The following is an 18,017-nucleotide window of genomic DNA, read 5'->3' as shown; positions in this document are numbered from 1 at the left end:
GAAATGTCGCCCTGTGTGAATCGCCCGTCACGGTGTGCTCACGGCCCGCGCGCCGCACATGTGAGATTGCGGCGCCGTGCCCCGGTCAGCCCAATTGATTAGCCAGCGCCCCGCCGAGGACCCGGGCAGCCTCGTCAAAGCGCTGCGGATCGGGCCCGGAAAAGTTGAGTCGCAGGTACGGCCCGGACGGCTCGGCCGGAAACCACTCATCGCCCGGCGCGACCAGCACCGACTCGGCTTCACATTCACGCACCAACCGCTGCAGGTTGATCGCATCGGGCAGGCGCAGCCACAGGTGCAGCCCGCCGCGGGGCACCTGCTCCAACTGCACGCCGGACGCATGCTCGGTCAGCGCGGCAATCAACAGGTCCCGCCGGGCCCGCAACTGCTGACGCACGTCGCGCAAATGGGTCCGCCAGGCCGGCTGGCTCACCACATCCAGCGCGGCCGCCTGCAACAACCCACTGACGTACATCGTCTCCGCACCGCGATCGGCCAGAATCCGGTCGCGCGCAGGACCTCTGGCCACCATCGCCGCCACCCGGATCGACGGCGAAACACTCTTGGTCAGCGATCTCAGATAGATGACGTGGCCCGCGTCGTCGGAAGCCGCCACCGGCCTGGAGGTGCTGTCGATGCCGAAGTCATGCGCCCAGTCATCCTCGACCAGGAAGGCGCCATGGCTGCGCACCACCTCCAGAACCTGGCCGGCCAGCTCTGGCTCCCATTGGCCACCAGTCGGATTGGCGAAATTCGGCTGGGCGTAGAACACCCGGGCACCACTCTCGGCGAATGCCCGCGAAAGTTCCTCGGGCTCAGGCCCTCTCGGCCCGCTCGGCACGGGCACCAAACGTACGCCGCACTGGGCCGCCGCCAAAATGGCTCCCCAGTAACTGGGCGACTCGATCAACATCGGCTGCCCGAACCCGACCAGGGCACGAAAGATCGAGCTCAGACCGCTCTGACTCCCGGGTAGCACGATCACCTCACGTGCCGTCGGCGCGGTCACGCCGGCGCCGAACGCCTCGGCCAGCTCTTGGGCGAACCAGGCCTGCAGGTCGGGCCGGCCGGGTGCGGGTGCCGGGCTCAGCGCAGCGTCCCCCCGGGCGGCGCGCGTGAATGCGGTGCGGACCAGTCGCTGAGGAAGCAGTTCGCTGACGGGATAGCCGGAGTGCAACGCGATGAGGTCAGGTGCGACGCTACGCAGCGGAGTCGACAGTGCCGGGATCCGCGCCTGCGGCGACCGCAGGGCGGCCGTCTGCCAGCCGTAGTCGGGCAGGCGCGCGCTACGCACCGCGCGCACGAACGTCCCGACCCCCGGCCGGCTCTCCACCAGGCCCAGGCTGCGCAGTGTGCGCATGGCCTTGGCCACCGTCACCGGACTGGCCGCATATTCCGCCACCAGAGAGCGGTTGGACGGCAGCTGGGCGCCCGGCGGCGCGGTGGTGATCCACTTTCGCAGGCCGGACACGATGCGCTCAGTGCTATCGTTATCCATGTTGATAGAGAGTAGCGCTACTCGGGATAGTTCGTCGGCGCTATCCCACCCTGGCTTGTGGTGGGGATTGCTGGGCGTCACGGCCTTCTCGTTCACCATCGTGTTCACCAAGTTCGCCACCAGCGGACTGTCCGCGCTGTTCATCGGTGCCGGACGCGCCGTCGTCGCCGCCACCATCGCGGTGGCGGCACTGGCCCTCACCCGGCAGGCACTACCCAGGGGCCGGCAGTGGGCACGATTGGCCGTGGTGGCAGCCGGCGTCGTTGCGGGGTTTCCGCTACTGACCTCCTATGCGCTCACAGTGGTTCCGGCCAGCCACGGTGCCATCGTGGTCGCACTGCTTCCGGCAGCCACAGCGGTGTGCGCGGTACTCCGCGGACACGAGCGTCCGCCGACCGCGTTCTGGACATTGGCCGCCGCGGGGGCCCTGGCGGCAGTGGTGTTCGCCATGGTCCACGGCGCCGGCCTCGGGCACCTGAGCTGGCCGGATCTGCTGCTGTTCGGGGCGGTGCTCGCCGCCGCCGTCGGGTACGCCGAAGGCGGGCTACTGGCCAGGGAACTGGGCGCCTGGCAGACCGTGTCCTGGGCTTTGGTGGTCGCGGCGCCCGTGATGCTGGTCCTGACCGCGCTGGCCGTCGTGCAGCAACCGCCGCATGCGACGCCGGCACAGTGGGCGGCGTTCGGCTACCTCGCGGCCGTCAGCATGTATCTCGGCTTCTTCGCCTGGTACCGCGGTCTGGCCATCGGGCCCATGACCCAGGTGAGCCAGGTGCAATTGATCCAGCCCGTGATGACGATCGGCTGGGCTGCCCTGTTACTGCACGAACGACTGACCTGGTCCACGGTGCTCGGCGGCGCCGTGGTCATCGGATGCGCGGCGCTGGCCGTCCGCGTCCGACTCCGGTGATTCACCGACCTGACACCGAAAGCCGGTGGAACCCCTTGGATTCCACCGGCTTTCGCCTGAGTCAGAGTTTTACCGGGAAGTCCGAGCTGTACACGTCGCTACGTATGCGTCCGGGCGCCGGGGGGCCTTCGACCGACACCCAGGCCTCGGTGGCACCGTCCATCGCCGGTCCGGAGACAGTGATGGTGGCCGTCCCACTGGCATCGGTATGCAGTACTCCGCCCGCCACGCCGGGATCTCCGACGTTGCACGTCGCCACCGACGACCGTGGCAGCTGGATGAGCCTGACCCGGTAGTCGGTATCCGCCGTGGCCGACTGCAGCGTCACCTGGGCGCTTACCTGAGCGCCGTCAGATCCGACGTGGGCGAACCCGCCCCCGCTGCCCGACCCCATACCGTCGAGGAAAAGCCCCTTCTGGAAATCGCACCCCCGGATGTGGTTCGACAACGGCACCATCGTCGTCGCCCCAGCCGGTGCCGCGCCGATCCCACCGAGCACCAACCCACCGGCCGCAGCCAGTGCCACCACACTTCTCATGCGCCAACCCATCGCTGCATCCCGCCTGCTCGACGTATCAGTGCGTCATTATTGGCACAGATCGCGCGTCGAGAAGCGGAAGTTCGCGCAAAATACCTGATCGGCCCGGCCGATCGGCACTCAACCGGAGCCGGCTACCGCCAGCGTCCGAGCACCTCCTTGGCCCGTGCGCTCAGCACGGCCTGCAGGAAGGGCCCGAAGGTAATCCGCCCCACGCCGATGGCCGCCAATGCGGCGAGGTCCGCGGAATCGGCCGGAACAGTCACGCTGACCGGCAGCGGCACGGCAGAAACGAAGCGCCCCAATCCTTCCGGGTCGGCCAGGCCGGCCGGGAACAGCGAATCGGCGCCGGCCGCGGCCGCCTCGGACAGGCGAGCGATCGCCCGATCCACCCGATCGGCGGCATCCCCGTCTTTACGCAGGAACAGATCGGTGCGCGCATTGATCACCACGTGTACCCCGGCGGCGTCGGCGGCCGCGCGCAACTGCCCGACCAACTCGGCATGCTCGGCCGGACTGCGCAGCCGCTTGTCCTCCTTGTGCACGGTGTCCTCAAGGTTGAACCCGACCGCGCCGACGTCGAGCAAACCTTCGATCAGCCGCTCCGGCCGCTCGCCATAGCCGGATTCGATGTCCACCGACACCGGCACATCGACCGCGTCGGTGATCTGACGTACCCGGGTCAGCAGGTCGTCGAATGACATCACCTCACCGTCGGCCTTGCCGATGGACTCGGCCACGGGGTGGCTACCCACGGTGATCGCGGAGAATCCCTCGCCGACCGCCAGCCGGGCCGACCAGGCGTCCCAGACCGTGGGCAGCACAACGGGGTTGCCGGGTTGGTGCAGCGCCAGCAGCGCAGCGGCCCGCTCCTGCAACGTGGTCTCACTCATAGGTCCTCCAGGTGCTCAGATGTCCTGCTCAATGTCCTTCGACCGGCCGCGAAGCCGGCGAAACCAACACTACGACCCCGGTTCCCGGCGCTCATCTCATTGACAGCCCGTCGAGCAACCTGACGTGATGCGCATCACGTCCCGATCGTGATGTGGCTAGCATTGGTTGTCGTACTGTGAGCCCCGACACCTTCAGCCCGAGGAGGTCACTTGTCCACCACCACTGAGTTCTCCGAACTGCACAACCTGATCGGCGACATGCGTCGTTGCGTCACCACGTTGGCGTCGAAGTACGGGGATTCCCCCGCCATGCGCCGCGTCGTGAACGACGCCGAGCGGATCCTCAACGACATCGAGCGGTTGGACATCGACGCCGAGGAGTTGGAGATGCGTCACGGCGTGACTCGCCAAAAACCAGGCCGCGAAAAGATCGGCATCCCCGACACCCAGTACGGCAGCGAGTTCTGGCAGGACGTCGCTGACGAGGGTCTCGGCGGATATCGCTGAGCTCACGGGCGCCTGCCGCCCGAAGAACAACTGAAACTGAAGAAAGGGAACCGTGAGCGCACCCACTGCTGACCGTCGCGCGACCGGGGTCTTCTCGTCCACACGAGCGCAGATCCCCGAGCGCACTCTCCGAACCGATCGGTGGTGGCAGTCGCCCCTGGTCGTCGATCTCGGCTTCGCCGCGTTCGTCATCTATGCGACTGTGCGCGCTTTCCTGCAGAGCAATTACTACGTACCGCAGTACCACTATCTGACGCCGTTCTACTCACCGTGCGTCAGCCAGGGCTGCACCCCCGAGGCCAGCCACTTCTGGCCACAGGTCCTTCCCGACGTGTGGTGGCTGCCCTACGCGGCCTTCTCACTGCCGTTCCTGCTGCTGTTCCGGCTGACCTGCTACTACTACCGCGGCGCGTACTACCGCTCCGTCTGGCAGTCGCCCACCGCATGCGCGGTCGCCGAACCGCACGCGAAATACACCGGCGAGACGCGGCTGCCGCTGATCATCCAGAACACCCACCGGTACTTCTTCTACATCGCGGGCATCATCTCGCTCATCAACACCTATGACGCGATCATCGCGTTCCATTCGGACAAGACCGCCAGCGGCTTCGGTTTCGGGCTCGGCAATCTCATCCTGCTGGGCAACGTCATCATGTTGTGGGTCTACACGCTGTCCTGCCATTCGTGCCGTCACGTCGCGGGCGGACGCCTCAAGCACTTCTCCAAACACCCTGTGCGGTACTGGATGTGGACGCAGATCAGTAGACTCAACGTCCGCCACAAGTTGTACGCATGGATCACGCTGGGCACCCTGATGCTGACGGACTTCTACATCATGCTGGTTGCCAGCGGCACCATCTCTGACCTGAGATTCATTGGCTGACAACCTAATTCCTAGTGATAACAGTAGTGGGGTTATAGATGGCTGAACTGGAACGGCACTCCTACGACGTAGTCGTGATCGGTGCCGGTGGGGCTGGACTACGCGCCGTGATCGAGGCACGCGAACGGGGCCTGCGGGTCGCGGTGGTGACCAAGTCGTTGTTCGGGAAGGCCCACACCGTGATGGCCGAGGGCGGCTGCGCCGCGGCGATGCGCAACGTCAACACCAAGGACTCCTGGCAGGTGCACTTCGGTGACACCATGCGCGGCGGCAAGTTCCTCAACAACTGGCGGATGGCCGAACTGCACGCGCAGGAAGCTCCGGACCGGGTGTGGGAGCTGGAGACCTACGGCGCGCTGTTCGACCGGACCAAGGACGGCCGGATCAGCCAGCGCAACTTCGGCGGGCACACCTATCCGCGCCTGGCCCACGTCGGCGACCGCACCGGCCTCGAGATCATCCGCACGCTGCAGCAGAAGATCGTCTCGCTGCAGCAGGAGGACAAGAAGGAACTCGGCGATTACGAGGCCCGGATCAAGGTCTTCCACGAGTGCTCGATCACCGACCTGATCAAAGACGGCGACCGGATCGCCGGGGCCTTCGGCTACTACCGCGAGACCGGCAACTTCGTGCTGTTCGAGGCCCCCGCGATCGTGCTGGCCACCGGCGGTATCGGCAAGTCGTTCAAGGTGTCGTCGAACTCCTGGGAGTACACCGGCGACGGCCACGCCCTGGCCCTGCGCGCCGGGTCCGGCCTGATCAACATGGAGTTCATCCAGTTCCACCCGACCGGCATGGTCTGGCCGTTGTCGGTGAAGGGCATCCTGGTCACCGAAGGTGTCCGCGGCGACGGCGGAGTTCTCAAGAACTCCGAGGGCAAGCGGTTCATGTTCGACTACATTCCCGCGGTGTTCAAGGGCCAGTACGCCGAGACCGAGGAAGAGGCCGACCAGTGGCTCAAGGACAACGACTCGGCCCGCCGCACCCCTGACCTGCTCCCCCGCGACGAGGTGGCCCGCGCCATCAACTCCGAGGTCAAGGCAGGCCGCGGCTCGCCACACGGCGGGGTCTACCTCGACATCGCCACGCGCATGCCCACCGAGGAGATCAAGCGCCGGCTGCCGTCGATGTATCACCAGTTCATGGAGCTGGCCGAGGTCGACATCACCAAGGACGAGATGGAAGTGGGTCCGACCTGTCACTACGTGATGGGCGGTATCGAGGTGGATCCCGACACCGGAAGTGCCGCGACCCTCGGACTGTTCGCAGCAGGTGAGTGCTCAGGCGGCATGCACGGCTCGAATCGCCTTGGTGGAAACTCACTCTCGGATCTGCTGGTGTTCGGACGACGCGCCGGACTCGGGGCAGCCGACTACGTGCAGGCACTGTCGGAGCGGCCCAAGGTGTCGGAGGCCGCGCTCATCGAGGCCACCGAACTGGCATTGGCGCCGTTCGAATCTCACGCGAACCCGGAGAATCCGTACACGCTGCACGCCGAACTGCAGCAGTGCATGAACGACCTGGTCGGCATCATCCGCAAGGCCGAAGAGATCGAGGAAGCGCTGGCCAAGCTCGCCGAGCTGCGGACCCGCGTGCACAACGTCAGCGTCGAGGGTGGTCGCGTCTTCAACCCGGGCTGGCACCTGGCCATCGACATGCGCAACATGCTGCTGGTCAGCGAGTGCGTCGCCAAGGCCGCACTGGCCCGCACCGAAAGCCGCGGCGGGCACACCCGCGACGACCACCCGGACATGGACGCCAACTGGCGCAACACCCTGCTGGTCTGTCGCACGTCCGGCGACGATCAGGTGGTGCCGGACGTGACCGTGACACCCGAGTCGCAGCTGCCCATGCGGGAGGACCTGATGGCGACGTTCGAACTGTCCGAACTCGAAAAGTATTACACCGGGCAGGAACTGGCCGAGCACCCCGATCGGAAGGGCTGAGCATGAGTGCGTATAACGCGAACCTGCGGGTCTGGCGCGGCGACGACACCGGAGGTGGACTACAGGACTACACCGTCGAGGTGAACGATGGCGAGGTGGTGCTCGACATCATCCACCGGTTGCAGGCCACCCAGGCCGGGGATCTCGCGGTGCGGTGGAACTGCAAAGCCGGCAAGTGTGGCTCGTGTTCGGCGGAGATCAACGGCCGTCCGCGGCTGTTGTGTATGACGCGGATGTCGACGTTCGATCCGTCCGAGACGGTGACCATCACGCCGCTGCGCACCTTCCCGGTGATGCGCGACCTGGTGACCGACGTGTCGTTCAACTACGAAAAGGCCCGCCAGATCCCGTCATTCACCCCGCCGAAGGACCTGCAGCCCGGCGAGTACCGGATGCAGCAAGAGGATGTCGAGCGCAGCCAGGAATTCCGCAAGTGCATCGAGTGCTTCCTGTGCCAGAACGTCTGCCACGTGATCCGTGACCACGAGGAGAACAAAGAGGCGTTCGCCGGCCCGCGGTTCTTCATCCGTCTCGCAGAGTTGGACATGCACCCAATCGACGTCCTGGACCGGAAGGATCTGGCAAAGGACGAAGCGGGTCTGGGCTACTGCAACATCACCAAGTGCTGCACCGAGGTGTGCCCGGAGAACATCAAGATCACCGACAACGCGATCATCCCGATGAAGGAGCGCGTGGCCGACCGCAAGTACGACCCGATTGTGTGGTTGGGCAACAAGCTGTTCAGACGCTGAGCGCCGGAGTTCACCACGCTTTGCCCACCGATCCCCCGGGGTCGGTGGGCAAAAAAATTGGTGTCGCGAGCCCCAGCCAACCGTTGCTAGGCTCAACTGACATCAAGCTCGCTGCGACGGGGGATACGCATGCAGTTGTCCGGACCTCAGCTGTCCCATGAGGACCTCCAACGGGTCGGCGGGACGGTCCAATATCTGCAGAACGCGCTGTCAGCCAAGATCGTCGGTCAGAAAACCCTGCAGCAGTCCCTGCTGATCGGACTCATGGCCTCCGGCCACGTGCTGCTGGAAAGTGTTCCCGGCCTGGCCAAGACCACCGCGGCGAAGACCCTCGCAGAGAGTCTGGCCGCGCGTTTCCAGCGCATCCAGTGCACCCCGGACCTGCTGCCCAGCGACATCACCGGCGGTCAGATCTGGGACCAGAAGAACGGTGAGTTCAAGGTCTCGTTCGGTCCCGTGCACGCCAACATCGTGCTGCTCGACGAGATCAACCGGTCCTCGGCGAAAACCCAGAGCGCGATGCTGGAAGCCATGGAGGAGCGTCAGACCACGATCGGCGGAACCGTGTATCCGCTGCCGAATCCGTTCCTGGTGCTTGCGACGCAGAACCCGATCGACCAGGAGGGTACGTATCAGCTGTCAGAAGCGCAGATGGACCGCTTCATGCTGAAAGACATCCTGACCTACCCCACGGCCGAGGAGGAAGAGGAAGTCGTTGCCCGCATCGCGGGCGGAGTGTTCGACGCGCATCCGGAAGCCGGCAACGGGCAGCTCGACACTCAGCGGGTGCTCTGGCTGCAAGCCATGTTCAAGCGGGTGTTCATCGACCGCTCGATCGTCAGGTACGCGAGCTACATCGTGAACGCGACCAGGCACCCCAAGAATTACCTGGAGCCCCAACTGGCCGATCTCATCCAGTTCGGCGCCAGCCCGCGCGCCACCATCGCCCTGTGCCGGGCCGCCTGTGCACACGCCCTTCTGGAAGGCCGACCGTACGCCGTGCCCGATGACGTCAAAGCCGTCGCCAAACGTGTTCTCCGGCACCGGATAATCCTGAAGTTCCAGGCCTCGGCCCAAGGCATCACCCCGGAGTATCTCGTCGACGGCATCCTGCACCGCGTGCCGACGCCGTAGCGAGCCACGATGGGGGACATTCTCAACCGGGTCCGCGCCCAACTCAATTTCGACCCTAGGGCCGTTGGAATGCGGCTGCGGTCGCACCGAGTGCTGGAGGGCGGCCACACGTCGCTGCAGTTCGGCCGCAGCGACGATTTCGTGGACCTGCGCGAGTACGCCTTCGGCGACGACGTCCGCGATATCGACTGGAAGGCATCGGCGCGCAACACCCACCTCGTCGTCCGCCGGTACGTCGCGGAAAAGGCCCAGGAGTTCCTGCTGATCGCCGACACCGGGGCCAATCTGCTCGCCCACGCCCCCAGCGGGGAGAGCAAACGTGACCTGGCGATCCTCTCCCTCGGCGCGGTCGGTCTGGTCGCCTCGGCACAGGCCGACAAGATCAGCCTGGTCTACGGCGATGACCGCGGATCGTCCATCGAACCGGGCAAGACCGGCGAGGACCATCTCGAGCAGATGCTGACCCTACTCAGCCACATCAACATCGAGGTCGGCAACCCGTCCAACATCGTCAGGCAACTCGAGTTCGTCGCAGGCAATCTGGACAAGCGCTACGCCGTCTACATCGTCTGCGACCAGCCCGCTGTCACACCGGAACTCATCGCGGCCGCGATGACGGTGCGGGGGCGCAACGCTATCCACTGGATCCTCATCGAAGACCTCGACATCCTCGGCCAACCGCACACCGCGGACGAGGTACTCGACGTAGCCACCGGCAGAGCCCTTCTGACGCCGTCGGTGTTGGGCGCCAAGGTGCTCGACGCGTACCGCCGTGCAGAGGCGGCACGGATGGCCGAATGGCAATCGTTCATCGCGCAACTCGACAGTCCGTGTGTGCGGATCGGATCGCGCGCCGACATCGCCCCGGCCCTTTCCGTGCTGAGCGAGGGGCGGCGCTGATGCACAGTTCACTCGAGTTCCTGTTCCCCCCGATGACTTATTCGGTGTGGTGGGTCGTCGGCGCTGCGCTGCTCGTGCTGCTCGCCATAGGCTGGATCGTCGGGGTGATCGTGTGGACGCTGCCGATCGAGGTCCTACGGCGCATGCCCGTTCTCCGCGGCATCAGCTACCGGGTGCTGCGGTTCAAGTTCTCCCGGTCCCTGAGCAAGGTTGAGCAGCAGCATCACGACGGCCAACTGTCCACCCGCGACGCATTCCACGAGATCAGCCGAATCTTCCGAAATTTCATCGACTTTCGTACCGGCTATCAGGCGCGACGGATGACCGCCACCGATGTCGCCCAGAGCCCGTTGGCCGGTCCGGCCCTGAATGTCCTGGCCATGACCTACCCGGGACAGTTCGACGAGGCCGACCCACGCACCGTACCCAGTGTGATCGACGCGGCGCGGACGGCGGTGCTGACTTGGACCTGAAATGGCCCCTGCTGCTGCTACCGATCGTCGCCGGTATCGGTGTCGCGGTGTGGTACGCGATGCGACGCACACGGTACGGCTGGCAGGGCGAATTGCCTTACCTGGCAAGGTCGTACCGGCTCACCACGCTTCCCGAGTATCAGCGGGCACTACGCCTGCACGAACGCCTTTCCGTCGCGGCCCTTGTGATGGCGATCATCGCCGTCTTCATGCTCATCGGCGCGACCGTTCGACCGACCAAGACCTACGAGCCCCAGCTCGCCGGCTCGGACACCCCGCACGTCGACATCATGCTGTGCTTCGGGCCGTATTACAGCATCACGATGTCCGACGGGCTCGCCATCGATCAGTTGATGACGATCTTCCGCGACAAGGTGGACGGGTTCGGCAACCAACGCATCGGGATGACCAAGGAGTTCTACCGCAACTTCCCGGTCACCTCGGATCTGCCGTGGGTGTCACAGCGCCTCGGTGAAATCGCCAAGATTGCCGAAGCTGCGTCGTCCAAAGACAATTCCACTGCCCGGTACTCGACAGATACCGAACTTTTCGACCGCTTTTCCGCCCGTGGCACGATCAACGACACCCTCGCCATGTGCGCCATGGGTCTGCCCGCAGTGGGATCCGACAACGGTCGCGGCCGCGCAATCGTCTATGTCGGCGACACCAAGAGCTACAGCGACACTGTCCCGACGTATTCCGATGCCATGCTGGCCGGGATCGTCAAGGACGCCAAGATCCAGGTGAACACCATCGTGCCCGGCACTCTCACGGGCGAGGCGGTCGACAAGCTGGTCAAGGATTCCGGCGGCCGGCAGTACCTCTACACCGAGGTGGGCGGGTTCAACGATGAACCTACGCCGAAGAAGATCGACAATCAGCAGGAAGAGCTGTCGAGTGCGGTCGACAAGATCCTGTCGAACCCACCGCAGTCCACCCTGGACGACGAGCGCAAGGAAGAGCAGCATCCGTTCCAGTGGGATGTTCCGGACCTTCTGCTGCAGATTGCATTGATCGCGGCGGTCGCGCTCGCCGCGGCACGATTGGGGATGCGGCTGTGAAACTCAGTGTCGCCCCGGCGTTTCCGATCTGGTTGATCGTCGTGCTCGCACTCCTGGCCATTGGCCTGAGGGTTGGGGCAACCATCACCGCGTCCCGTCGACAGGGCCAGATGCCGGACGGCAGGGCATGGCTGCGGCTCGGTATGGCCGTGCTGGCGATCGTCTGCCTCGGGCTGGCCGCCACCCGTCTCGGTGACGAATCCCGCGCCGAACGCCCGCCCCGACTCACCAGCACCGCCGAGGAATCGAACATCAACGTGTTCCTGGTGATCGACCGCTCGGCGGGCATGACCGCCGACGGTTTCGGCAGCTCGGGATCGACTGATTACCGAGACTTGGAATCACGCATGAAAGGCGCCATCAACGACGCCCAGGTGGTACTCACGAAGTACCCGGATGCCCGGTTCAGCGTGATCTCCTATGCCGACACCGCCCGCGTCGACTGGCCGATTTCCCGCGACGAGTGGAGCCTGGCCCCGTTCCTGCAGAACTTCAAGCCCTACGGTGAGCGAGCCAAGGACGCGGTGGTGAAAACCAATGTCGCGGCAGCGAATTCGCTGCTGAAGGAACAACTCACCGCCGCATCACACACGTATCCCGGATCTGCGAATCTGGTCTTCATCTTCGGCGCGGGCAGCGACTCGGACGATTCGGCGTTCGACATCCCCCAGGGCCAGGTGTCCGGCGGAGCCGTGTTCGGCTACAGCACCAACGACGTCAAACCGCGGATCTACGCCGGCGCCAACTACGACACGGTCGACGTTCCGCTCAACGAAGAGGCGCTGAACACCGCGGCCGACAGCCTTGGGATTCCGTTCCACAAACGGGAGCGCGGATTGTTCAGCGCCGACGAACTCCCCTCGGCCGTGCCCCAGGCTGTCCCCGCCGATCCGGTGATTCCCAAAGTGCCGCACCCGGACCGGACCGAGTTCTACTGGTTATTCGCTGCGATCGCCGCAGGGTTGCTCGGTGTCGAGCTGTATGGGCTGGTGGGGCACTGGCTCAGGCGCAAGCGGGGGACGGTATCGAAATGACGCAAACGCTCCCACCTGCCGAAGCCGGCCAGGCGCAAGAGCCCGAGCCGACGAAACCCGCCGTCACCCGGCCCAGTCGCCTGCGGTTGCGGCGCACGCTTCTGCTGTGGTCCATCCCCGTGCTTGTCCTGCTGCTTGTGCTCGCGGTCAAGGTCGCCAGCGTCGGCATCCTCGGTAACAAGCTCCCGCGCCAGTTCGCGGCCCGCGATGACGGGGCCATGCAGAACACCCTGGAGTGGATCGATGTCGGCAACATCGGACGCGGTTTCCGCGAGAAGCTCGCCGCGGGAGATCTGCTCATGCTCCGTGGCGACATCCCCGCGGCCTTCGAAGAATTCAAGGCGGCACACGAGAAGGAGCCGAGCGCGTGTCCGCCGCGCGGCAACTTCACCCTCGTAGCGGAAACCCTGAGCGACAACGAGCTCAAACAGGGGCACTTCACCAAGGCCCGCGAAATCCTTACGCCCGCAGTGGATGCGGCCAAAGGTGACACCGGATGCTTCACGACGTTCCCCTCCGCGAGCGCCGACGTCCGCGCGTTCGTCGGCGAGACACCCGAGCGGTTGTCCAACAAGCTCGCAGCCCTCAAGGGCGGTGCCCTCACCAAGACTCCCGACGGCTACGACTACAAGCGGGCGCCCGGCGGAGGCATCGACTTCACGGAGTCCAAAACCGGGCCCTGCCCCTACGAAGACGACGAAGCCCGGATGAAGGAATGCATCACGTTGCGCGACCAGGAGGTGGCGCAGAAGACCGAGGCCGCGAAGCAGGCCAAAGAGCAGGAAGACAAGGCCAAACAGCAGCAACAGCAGCCACCTGCTGATCCCAACCAGCCGGCACCGCCGCCCCCGCCGCCCCCGCTGCCTCCTCCGGCACCGGGCTCCCCGGCACCGGGGACAGGCCCAGGCGCCGAAGCCGACGGGGCACCGCGGTATCCCGATCACGTGGAGCTTCGCAAGGCCGGCCAGCCCGGCTACTGCGATCCTGACGGGACCCCGCTCGGCCAACTGACCGCAGCGCTGTGCGACACGGCAGGGCCGCAGCCGTGACCGGGCCCGACGGCGCGCCGAGCCCGTGGTCATATTCGGCGGTTCCCAGCGCCGCGAACCCCCGCAAGCTTTCCCGGCGGACGATCATCGCCGGAAGCGTCGGGATCGCGGTCGTGGTGTTGCTCGTCGTGGTATTGGTGGCCTGGTTGGCCTGGCCACGGTCTGCCCCCGTCGAGCAGGCGAACAGTCCCCATGACCGCAAGCCCCTGCTCAGCGACAAGCCACCGACGATGATCCTCAACGCGATCGACTTCAACTCGCTGTATCCGCCGGGCTACACCGACTACGACTCGTCGAAGTCGGTGCGGCAGTCGGACGGCACCTACGACCCTGACCGCGAATACACGGTGACCTCGTCACCGCCGGGGTGTACCTGGAAAGACGATCCCATCGAAACCGGCAAATACGATTTCACCTTCAACGAGAAGAAGGACCCGGAGCGCTACGAGCACGCCCGCATCTCACGGTTGATGTTCCCGGTGGACGATCCAGGCGGCAACAAGGCGCAGGATGGGGACGCCAGGACATCCTTCGTGCTCACGGTTTTCCCCGCCAAGGATCCGAACAGCCTCGACTACGCCCGCCAGTGGTATGAACGCTGCCAGAACGCGAAGACGACCACGACTGTCACGAAGTTCGGACAGGTGGTCGAGACCACCACAGGCACGGTCGACAACATGGTGACCAATGCGCCGGAGTCGGCGGCCGACGACTCCTTCGCGGTGACCACCAGCAAGAAAGACGTGTGCGACTACTACGGTCTGGTCCGGGGAATGATCGTCAACGTGGCCTGCCCGCCCACCCAGAAAGAGGCCGGCGCACAGTTGTTCCGCAAGGTCATCATCGGTATGCAGGAGATCTGAACCGCTCGCCAAGGTTCGGCGCGTAGGCTCGGAAGAGCAGCCAATCAGCAGCGAAAGGCGGCTTCATGAGCATGGGACGGACTCACAGCGTCACCGAGATCCGGACCGCGATCCGGGAACTGTCGGTGCGGGCCGACCTCGCCCGGAAAGAGGGCCGCCCGGACGATGCCGGCGAGATCGAACAGCGCATCGCCAAATACCGCGACGAACTGGGCGCGCGGCCCTAGTCGGTGATCTGAAGCCCGAAGGCGCCAGAGGTCAGGCGCCGAGCTTGCGGAATGCGCTGCGATGGAACACGATTGGCGCGACATCGGCATTGACCGTGATGTCACTGACCCGCAGCACCACGATGGTGTGATCGCCGGCCTCCACCAACTGCTCGATGGCGCTCTCCAGCCACACGCTGGTTCCGTGGATGAACACCGCGCCGGATTCGCGCGACTCGGTCTCCAGCCCGGCGAACCGGTCCCCGGTCTTGGCGGCCAGGGTGCGGGCCGCGTCGTCATGGGATTCGCCCAGCACACTGATCCCCAGCGACGGGAGATCCTTGAGCTTGGGCCAGGTGGTCGAAGAGTTCTGCACGCAGAACGACACCAGCGGCGGATCGAGCGACACCGGCACGAAGGTGCTGGCAGCCAAGCCGACCAGAGTGCCCTCTACCTTGGCAGCAATCGCGATGACACCGGACGGAAAGTGGCCGAACGCCTCACGCAGCGAGGTCGGGCTCAGTTCTGTTGCACTCATAACACCTCCATCTTCACACAGCACCTTGTCGCAGTGTGGTCGGCGATGCCGTTCGGCCTTTCGGAGGCCGACTACCGCTCGGGAGCAGACCGTATCGCGCGACACACAGCGTCTAGCGCCATGAGACGGACGGTGTCGACATCGGCTTCGATTTCGCCTGTTGCCACGGCCACGAACCCGTCGCCGTCATATCTGGTGTGCGGGGGCGTGAGAGCACGTGAGAGCCCGTCGTGGGCGCCTTGAGCAACCACGAAGCATGCTGTCTTGTCCAGTCGCGCATTAGATACGACAACGCCGATGGTCGTGTGGACACGATCCGACGTGTAAGTGAACGGCGGCTTCAGATCCGCGACGCTGCCAAAGCTCACGGGTGCGTTCCCGCGATCGATGTCGCCATATGCGTTCACCGCGCACAGCGCACCCACCACCAAATCTCCCAAAACGGTTTCCGCGTAATGGATCCCACCCGGCTTGCGGTGGCCCGCGCCGCGCCAGTGCGAGGTGAAGGCACCGACTCCCGCCCCGATCTGCCCCACCGCGAAGCTGGGACCAGTCGCCGACGACGCGGCCCGGTATCCGTTCTCGGCCGTCGGACGGACCGATGAGTTGCCGACTGCCAGGTCAAACAGAGCCATCGTCGGAACGATGGGAACGAGTCCACCCGGAGTGGGTACGCCGCGTCGTTGCTCCTCGAGGAACCTCATTACCCCGTCGGCCGAAGCCAATCCAAAAGCCGACCCTCCGGTGAGAAGAACGGCATCGATCGACGTAACCGCCTTGTCCGGAGCCAATGCGTCCAAATCGCGCGTCGCCGGCGCGCCACCACGGACCTCCCGTGACGCCACCGCGCCGGGGGGAAGCAGAACGGCCGTACATCCGGTTAGTGACGACTCATCGGTCCAATGACCAACGGACACCCCAACTAACCGCGTGACTTGCGAGTCGAGTACTGACACCGCCCCAACGGTACTGACACTTCCACTCGAAGCGACGCACTCCCCACTGGGCAGACCCCAGGACCGACCGCCCGGATAGACGTGTCCGCGCTCAGGCGTCCAACCGGGCGAATTCGTCCTGCCGATACTGTTCCGCGCAGGCAGCGCGGCGGATCTTGCCGCTCGTCGTGGTGGGTATCGACCCCGGAGGAACCAGAACGAGATCCCCGACATTCAAGCCGTGCGCATTGGATATCGCCGAGGTGACATCGCTCTTGACCGCGGTGAGCCAGTGCCCCGCCTCGACTGGGGACTCGCCTGGCTTCTTGACCTCGATGACGGTGACCAGCTTCTCGGTGCTGTTCACCGGGACCGAGATCGCCGCGACCCGGCCACCGGTGATCTGCTGGACCGTCGCCTCGATGTCCTCGGGGTAGTGATTGCGTCCGCGGATGATCAGCAGATCCTTGATCCGACCGACGATGAAAAGCTCACCGCCAGAGACGAAGCCCAGGTCACCGGTTTTCAGCCACGGTCCGTGGACCGTGCCAGGCGACGGATCGACGAGTGTGGCGCCGAAGCACTGCTGCTCCTCCGCCGGCCTGCTCCAATAGCCGGCCGCGACGTTGTCGCCATGCACCCAGATCTCGCCGACCGCGTCAGGCGCGCATTCCCGGTTGGTGTCGACGTCGACGACCCGCACCACGGGCGACTGCGGGAGCTGGTACTGCACGAGCGCGGTGCCGGCCCTGGCGGCGCAGCGCCGAGCGCGGCCCGCCGCCAATTCGTCGACATCGAAATGCACGTCGTCCACCGACTCGGACCACGTGCCGGTGGCCACGAAGACGGTGGCCTCCGCCATCCCGTACGACGGACGCAGCATGTGGTCCCGGAAGTTGAAGTGAGCGAACCTGTCGGCGAAGCGCTCCAAACTGGCGGGCTCGACGCGCTCGGCGCCGTTGATGATGCCCACCACCCCGCCCAGGTCGAGCCCGGCGAGGTCTGCGTCTTTGGTTTTACGCGCGGCGAGGTCGAAGGCGAAGTTGGGCGCAGCCGAGAATGCATTGGGATTCTCGGCCAGCGCCCGGATCCATCGGTCCGGCTTCTCCAAAAACGCCACCGGGCTCGTCAAGGCCGCGGGGTAGCCGCCCAGGATGGGTGCGCACACACCCAGTACCAGCCCCATGTCGTGGTAGAAGGGCAACCACGAAACGATGGTCATATCGGTCGAGGTCTTGACGTTGGCATCGGCGAACAAACCGCGCATCAACTGCTCGAAATTCGCCTGCAGGTTGCGGTGCGAGACCATCACCCCGGTCGGCAACCGGGTGGAACCCGAGCTGTACTGCAAATACGCAGTATTGGGGAACTCGGCAGTGTCGAAGCTCAGGCCCGGTTCGTCCTGCGCATCCACGTCCAGGGAGTCGATCGCAACGATCTTCGGTGCGGTGTCCAGACGTGACTGATCCACGTAATCCCCGACATCCTCGGCGACCGCCGATGTCGTCAGGACAACCGACGGCGCGGTATCGACGAAGACCGCACTCACCCGGTCGTGGTTCGAGCCGCGATGAGGCAACGGAAGGGGAACCGCGATCAACCCGGCCTGCATGGAACCGAGGAAAGCCAGGATGTATTCCAGGCCCTGCGGCGCCAGAATCACCGCCCGGTCGCCGACAGATCCGTTCAGGCGGATCTGCCGTGCGACATTCATCGTCCGGCGGGACAGCTGCGACCACGTCACGGTCTCGGTGACCCCGCCCGGGTCGTCGGTGTATTCGGTGAACGCAAAGGCCACGTCGTCCGGACGCAGGCTGGCACGTCCGTGCAGCATCGAGAGAATGGTTGATTGGGGCGAAGTCGTCGTCAGCGTCATGTCACGTCCGTACTAACTCGTCGA

General features: G+C 65.2%; 19 protein-coding genes. 13 read left to right on the top strand and 6 right to left on the bottom strand.

Features of this window, described 5'->3' with window-relative positions:
* Positions 1 to 85: 85 nt before the first annotated feature.
* Entirely contained in the window at positions 86 to 1,498 is a 1,413-nt protein-coding gene (locus HBE63_RS27365; RefSeq protein WP_166907940.1) for a PLP-dependent aminotransferase family protein, read from the bottom strand.
* On the opposite strand from HBE63_RS27365, the gene HBE63_RS27360 reads away from it, so the two are divergent.
* A complete protein-coding gene (locus HBE63_RS27360) occupies positions 1,497 to 2,405 on the top strand; it encodes a DMT family transporter (protein ID WP_166907938.1) in 909 nt (302 codons plus the stop codon). The genes HBE63_RS27365 and HBE63_RS27360 overlap by 2 nt on opposite strands.
* A gap of 61 nt (positions 2,406 to 2,466) precedes the next feature.
* Here the strand turns inward: HBE63_RS27360 and HBE63_RS27355 are convergent, their stop codons facing one another.
* Together HBE63_RS27355 and HBE63_RS27350 are read right to left on the bottom strand one after the other, a co-directional pair.
* A complete protein-coding gene (locus tag HBE63_RS27355) occupies positions 2,467 to 2,943 on the bottom strand; it encodes a hypothetical protein (RefSeq protein WP_243858324.1) in 477 nt (158 codons plus the stop codon).
* Between the two features lie 134 nt (positions 2,944 to 3,077).
* Positions 3,078 to 3,836 (bottom strand): isocitrate lyase/phosphoenolpyruvate mutase family protein, encoded by a 759-nt coding sequence (locus tag HBE63_RS27350; protein ID WP_166907936.1) that lies wholly within the window; start codon positions 3,834 to 3,836, stop codon positions 3,078 to 3,080.
* Positions 3,837 to 4,046: 210 nt separating this feature from the next.
* On the opposite strand from HBE63_RS27350, the gene HBE63_RS27345 reads away from it, so the two are divergent.
* The 12 genes from HBE63_RS27345 to HBE63_RS27290 all read left to right on the top strand — a co-directional run bounded on the left by HBE63_RS27345 (position 4,047) and on the right by HBE63_RS27290 (position 14,665).
* Positions 4,047 to 4,343, top strand: a complete 297-nt coding sequence (locus tag HBE63_RS27345) for a hypothetical protein (protein WP_166907934.1) — start codon at positions 4,047 to 4,049, stop codon at positions 4,341 to 4,343.
* A 52-nt stretch (positions 4,344 to 4,395) separates the two neighbouring features.
* The gene (locus HBE63_RS27340; RefSeq protein ID WP_166907932.1) at positions 4,396 to 5,226 is read left to right on the top strand and encodes a hypothetical protein; all 831 of its coding nucleotides are present in this window, start codon (positions 4,396 to 4,398) and stop codon (positions 5,224 to 5,226) included.
* Between the two features lie 38 nt (positions 5,227 to 5,264).
* Positions 5,265 to 7,172, top strand: coding sequence for a fumarate reductase/succinate dehydrogenase flavoprotein subunit (locus HBE63_RS27335; protein WP_166907930.1), 1,908 nt, complete (start codon positions 5,265 to 5,267; stop codon positions 7,170 to 7,172).
* Positions 7,173 to 7,174: 2 nt separating this feature from the next.
* Positions 7,175 to 7,924, top strand: coding sequence for a succinate dehydrogenase/fumarate reductase iron-sulfur subunit (locus HBE63_RS27330; RefSeq protein ID WP_166907928.1), 750 nt, complete (start codon positions 7,175 to 7,177; stop codon positions 7,922 to 7,924).
* 129 nt (positions 7,925 to 8,053) lie between these two features.
* A complete protein-coding gene (locus HBE63_RS27325) occupies positions 8,054 to 9,058 on the top strand; it encodes a MoxR family ATPase (protein ID WP_166907926.1) in 1,005 nt (334 codons plus the stop codon).
* A 9-nt stretch (positions 9,059 to 9,067) separates the two neighbouring features.
* Positions 9,068 to 9,958, top strand: a complete 891-nt coding sequence (locus HBE63_RS27320) for a DUF58 domain-containing protein (protein ID WP_166907924.1) — start codon at positions 9,068 to 9,070, stop codon at positions 9,956 to 9,958.
* On the top strand, positions 9,958 to 10,431 hold the full coding sequence (locus HBE63_RS27315; protein WP_166907922.1) for a hypothetical protein: 474 nt from the start codon (positions 9,958 to 9,960) through the stop codon (positions 10,429 to 10,431). The genes HBE63_RS27320 and HBE63_RS27315 overlap by 1 nt, the downstream gene beginning before the upstream one ends.
* Complete coding sequence (locus tag HBE63_RS27310) at positions 10,422 to 11,492, top strand: hypothetical protein (RefSeq protein WP_166907920.1); 1,071 nt, start codon at positions 10,422 to 10,424, stop codon at positions 11,490 to 11,492. Before HBE63_RS27315 ends, HBE63_RS27310 begins: the two co-directional genes overlap by 10 nt.
* Complete coding sequence (locus HBE63_RS27305) at positions 11,489 to 12,526, top strand: VWA domain-containing protein (protein WP_166907919.1); 1,038 nt, start codon at positions 11,489 to 11,491, stop codon at positions 12,524 to 12,526. Before HBE63_RS27310 ends, HBE63_RS27305 begins: the two co-directional genes overlap by 4 nt.
* Positions 12,523 to 13,575, top strand: a complete 1,053-nt coding sequence (locus HBE63_RS27300; RefSeq protein ID WP_166907917.1) for a hypothetical protein — start codon at positions 12,523 to 12,525, stop codon at positions 13,573 to 13,575. The genes HBE63_RS27305 and HBE63_RS27300 overlap by 4 nt, the downstream gene beginning before the upstream one ends.
* Entirely contained in the window at positions 13,572 to 14,438 is an 867-nt protein-coding gene (locus HBE63_RS27295) for a hypothetical protein (protein WP_166907915.1), read from the top strand. The genes HBE63_RS27300 and HBE63_RS27295 overlap by 4 nt, the downstream gene beginning before the upstream one ends.
* 65 nt (positions 14,439 to 14,503) lie before the next feature.
* A complete protein-coding gene (locus HBE63_RS27290) occupies positions 14,504 to 14,665 on the top strand; it encodes a hypothetical protein (RefSeq protein ID WP_166907913.1) in 162 nt (53 codons plus the stop codon).
* Between the two features lie 31 nt (positions 14,666 to 14,696).
* Here HBE63_RS27290 and HBE63_RS27285 read toward each other — a convergent pair whose 3' ends face one another.
* The 3 genes from HBE63_RS27285 to HBE63_RS27275 form a co-directional block, all read right to left on the bottom strand.
* Positions 14,697 to 15,182 (bottom strand): flavin reductase family protein, encoded by a 486-nt coding sequence (locus HBE63_RS27285; protein WP_166907911.1) that lies wholly within the window; start codon positions 15,180 to 15,182, stop codon positions 14,697 to 14,699.
* Positions 15,183 to 15,253: 71 nt separating this feature from the next.
* The gene (locus HBE63_RS31215) at positions 15,254 to 16,099 is read right to left on the bottom strand and encodes a P1 family peptidase (protein ID WP_243858322.1); all 846 of its coding nucleotides are present in this window, start codon (positions 16,097 to 16,099) and stop codon (positions 15,254 to 15,256) included.
* Positions 16,100 to 16,229: 130 nt separating this feature from the next.
* Positions 16,230 to 17,993: an AMP-binding protein gene (locus tag HBE63_RS27275; RefSeq protein WP_166907909.1), complete on the bottom strand. Its 1,764-nt coding sequence runs from the start codon at positions 17,991 to 17,993 to the stop codon at positions 16,230 to 16,232.
* Positions 17,994 to 18,017 lie beyond the last annotated feature (24 nt).

Origin of the sequence: Mycobacterium sp. DL440 (genome assembly GCF_011745145.1) — a bacterium.
GTDB lineage: Bacteria > Actinomycetota > Actinomycetes > Mycobacteriales > Mycobacteriaceae > Mycobacterium.
Note: the sequence above shows the minus strand (reverse complement) of the source record. Positions and strands in the feature narration are given on the sequence as shown.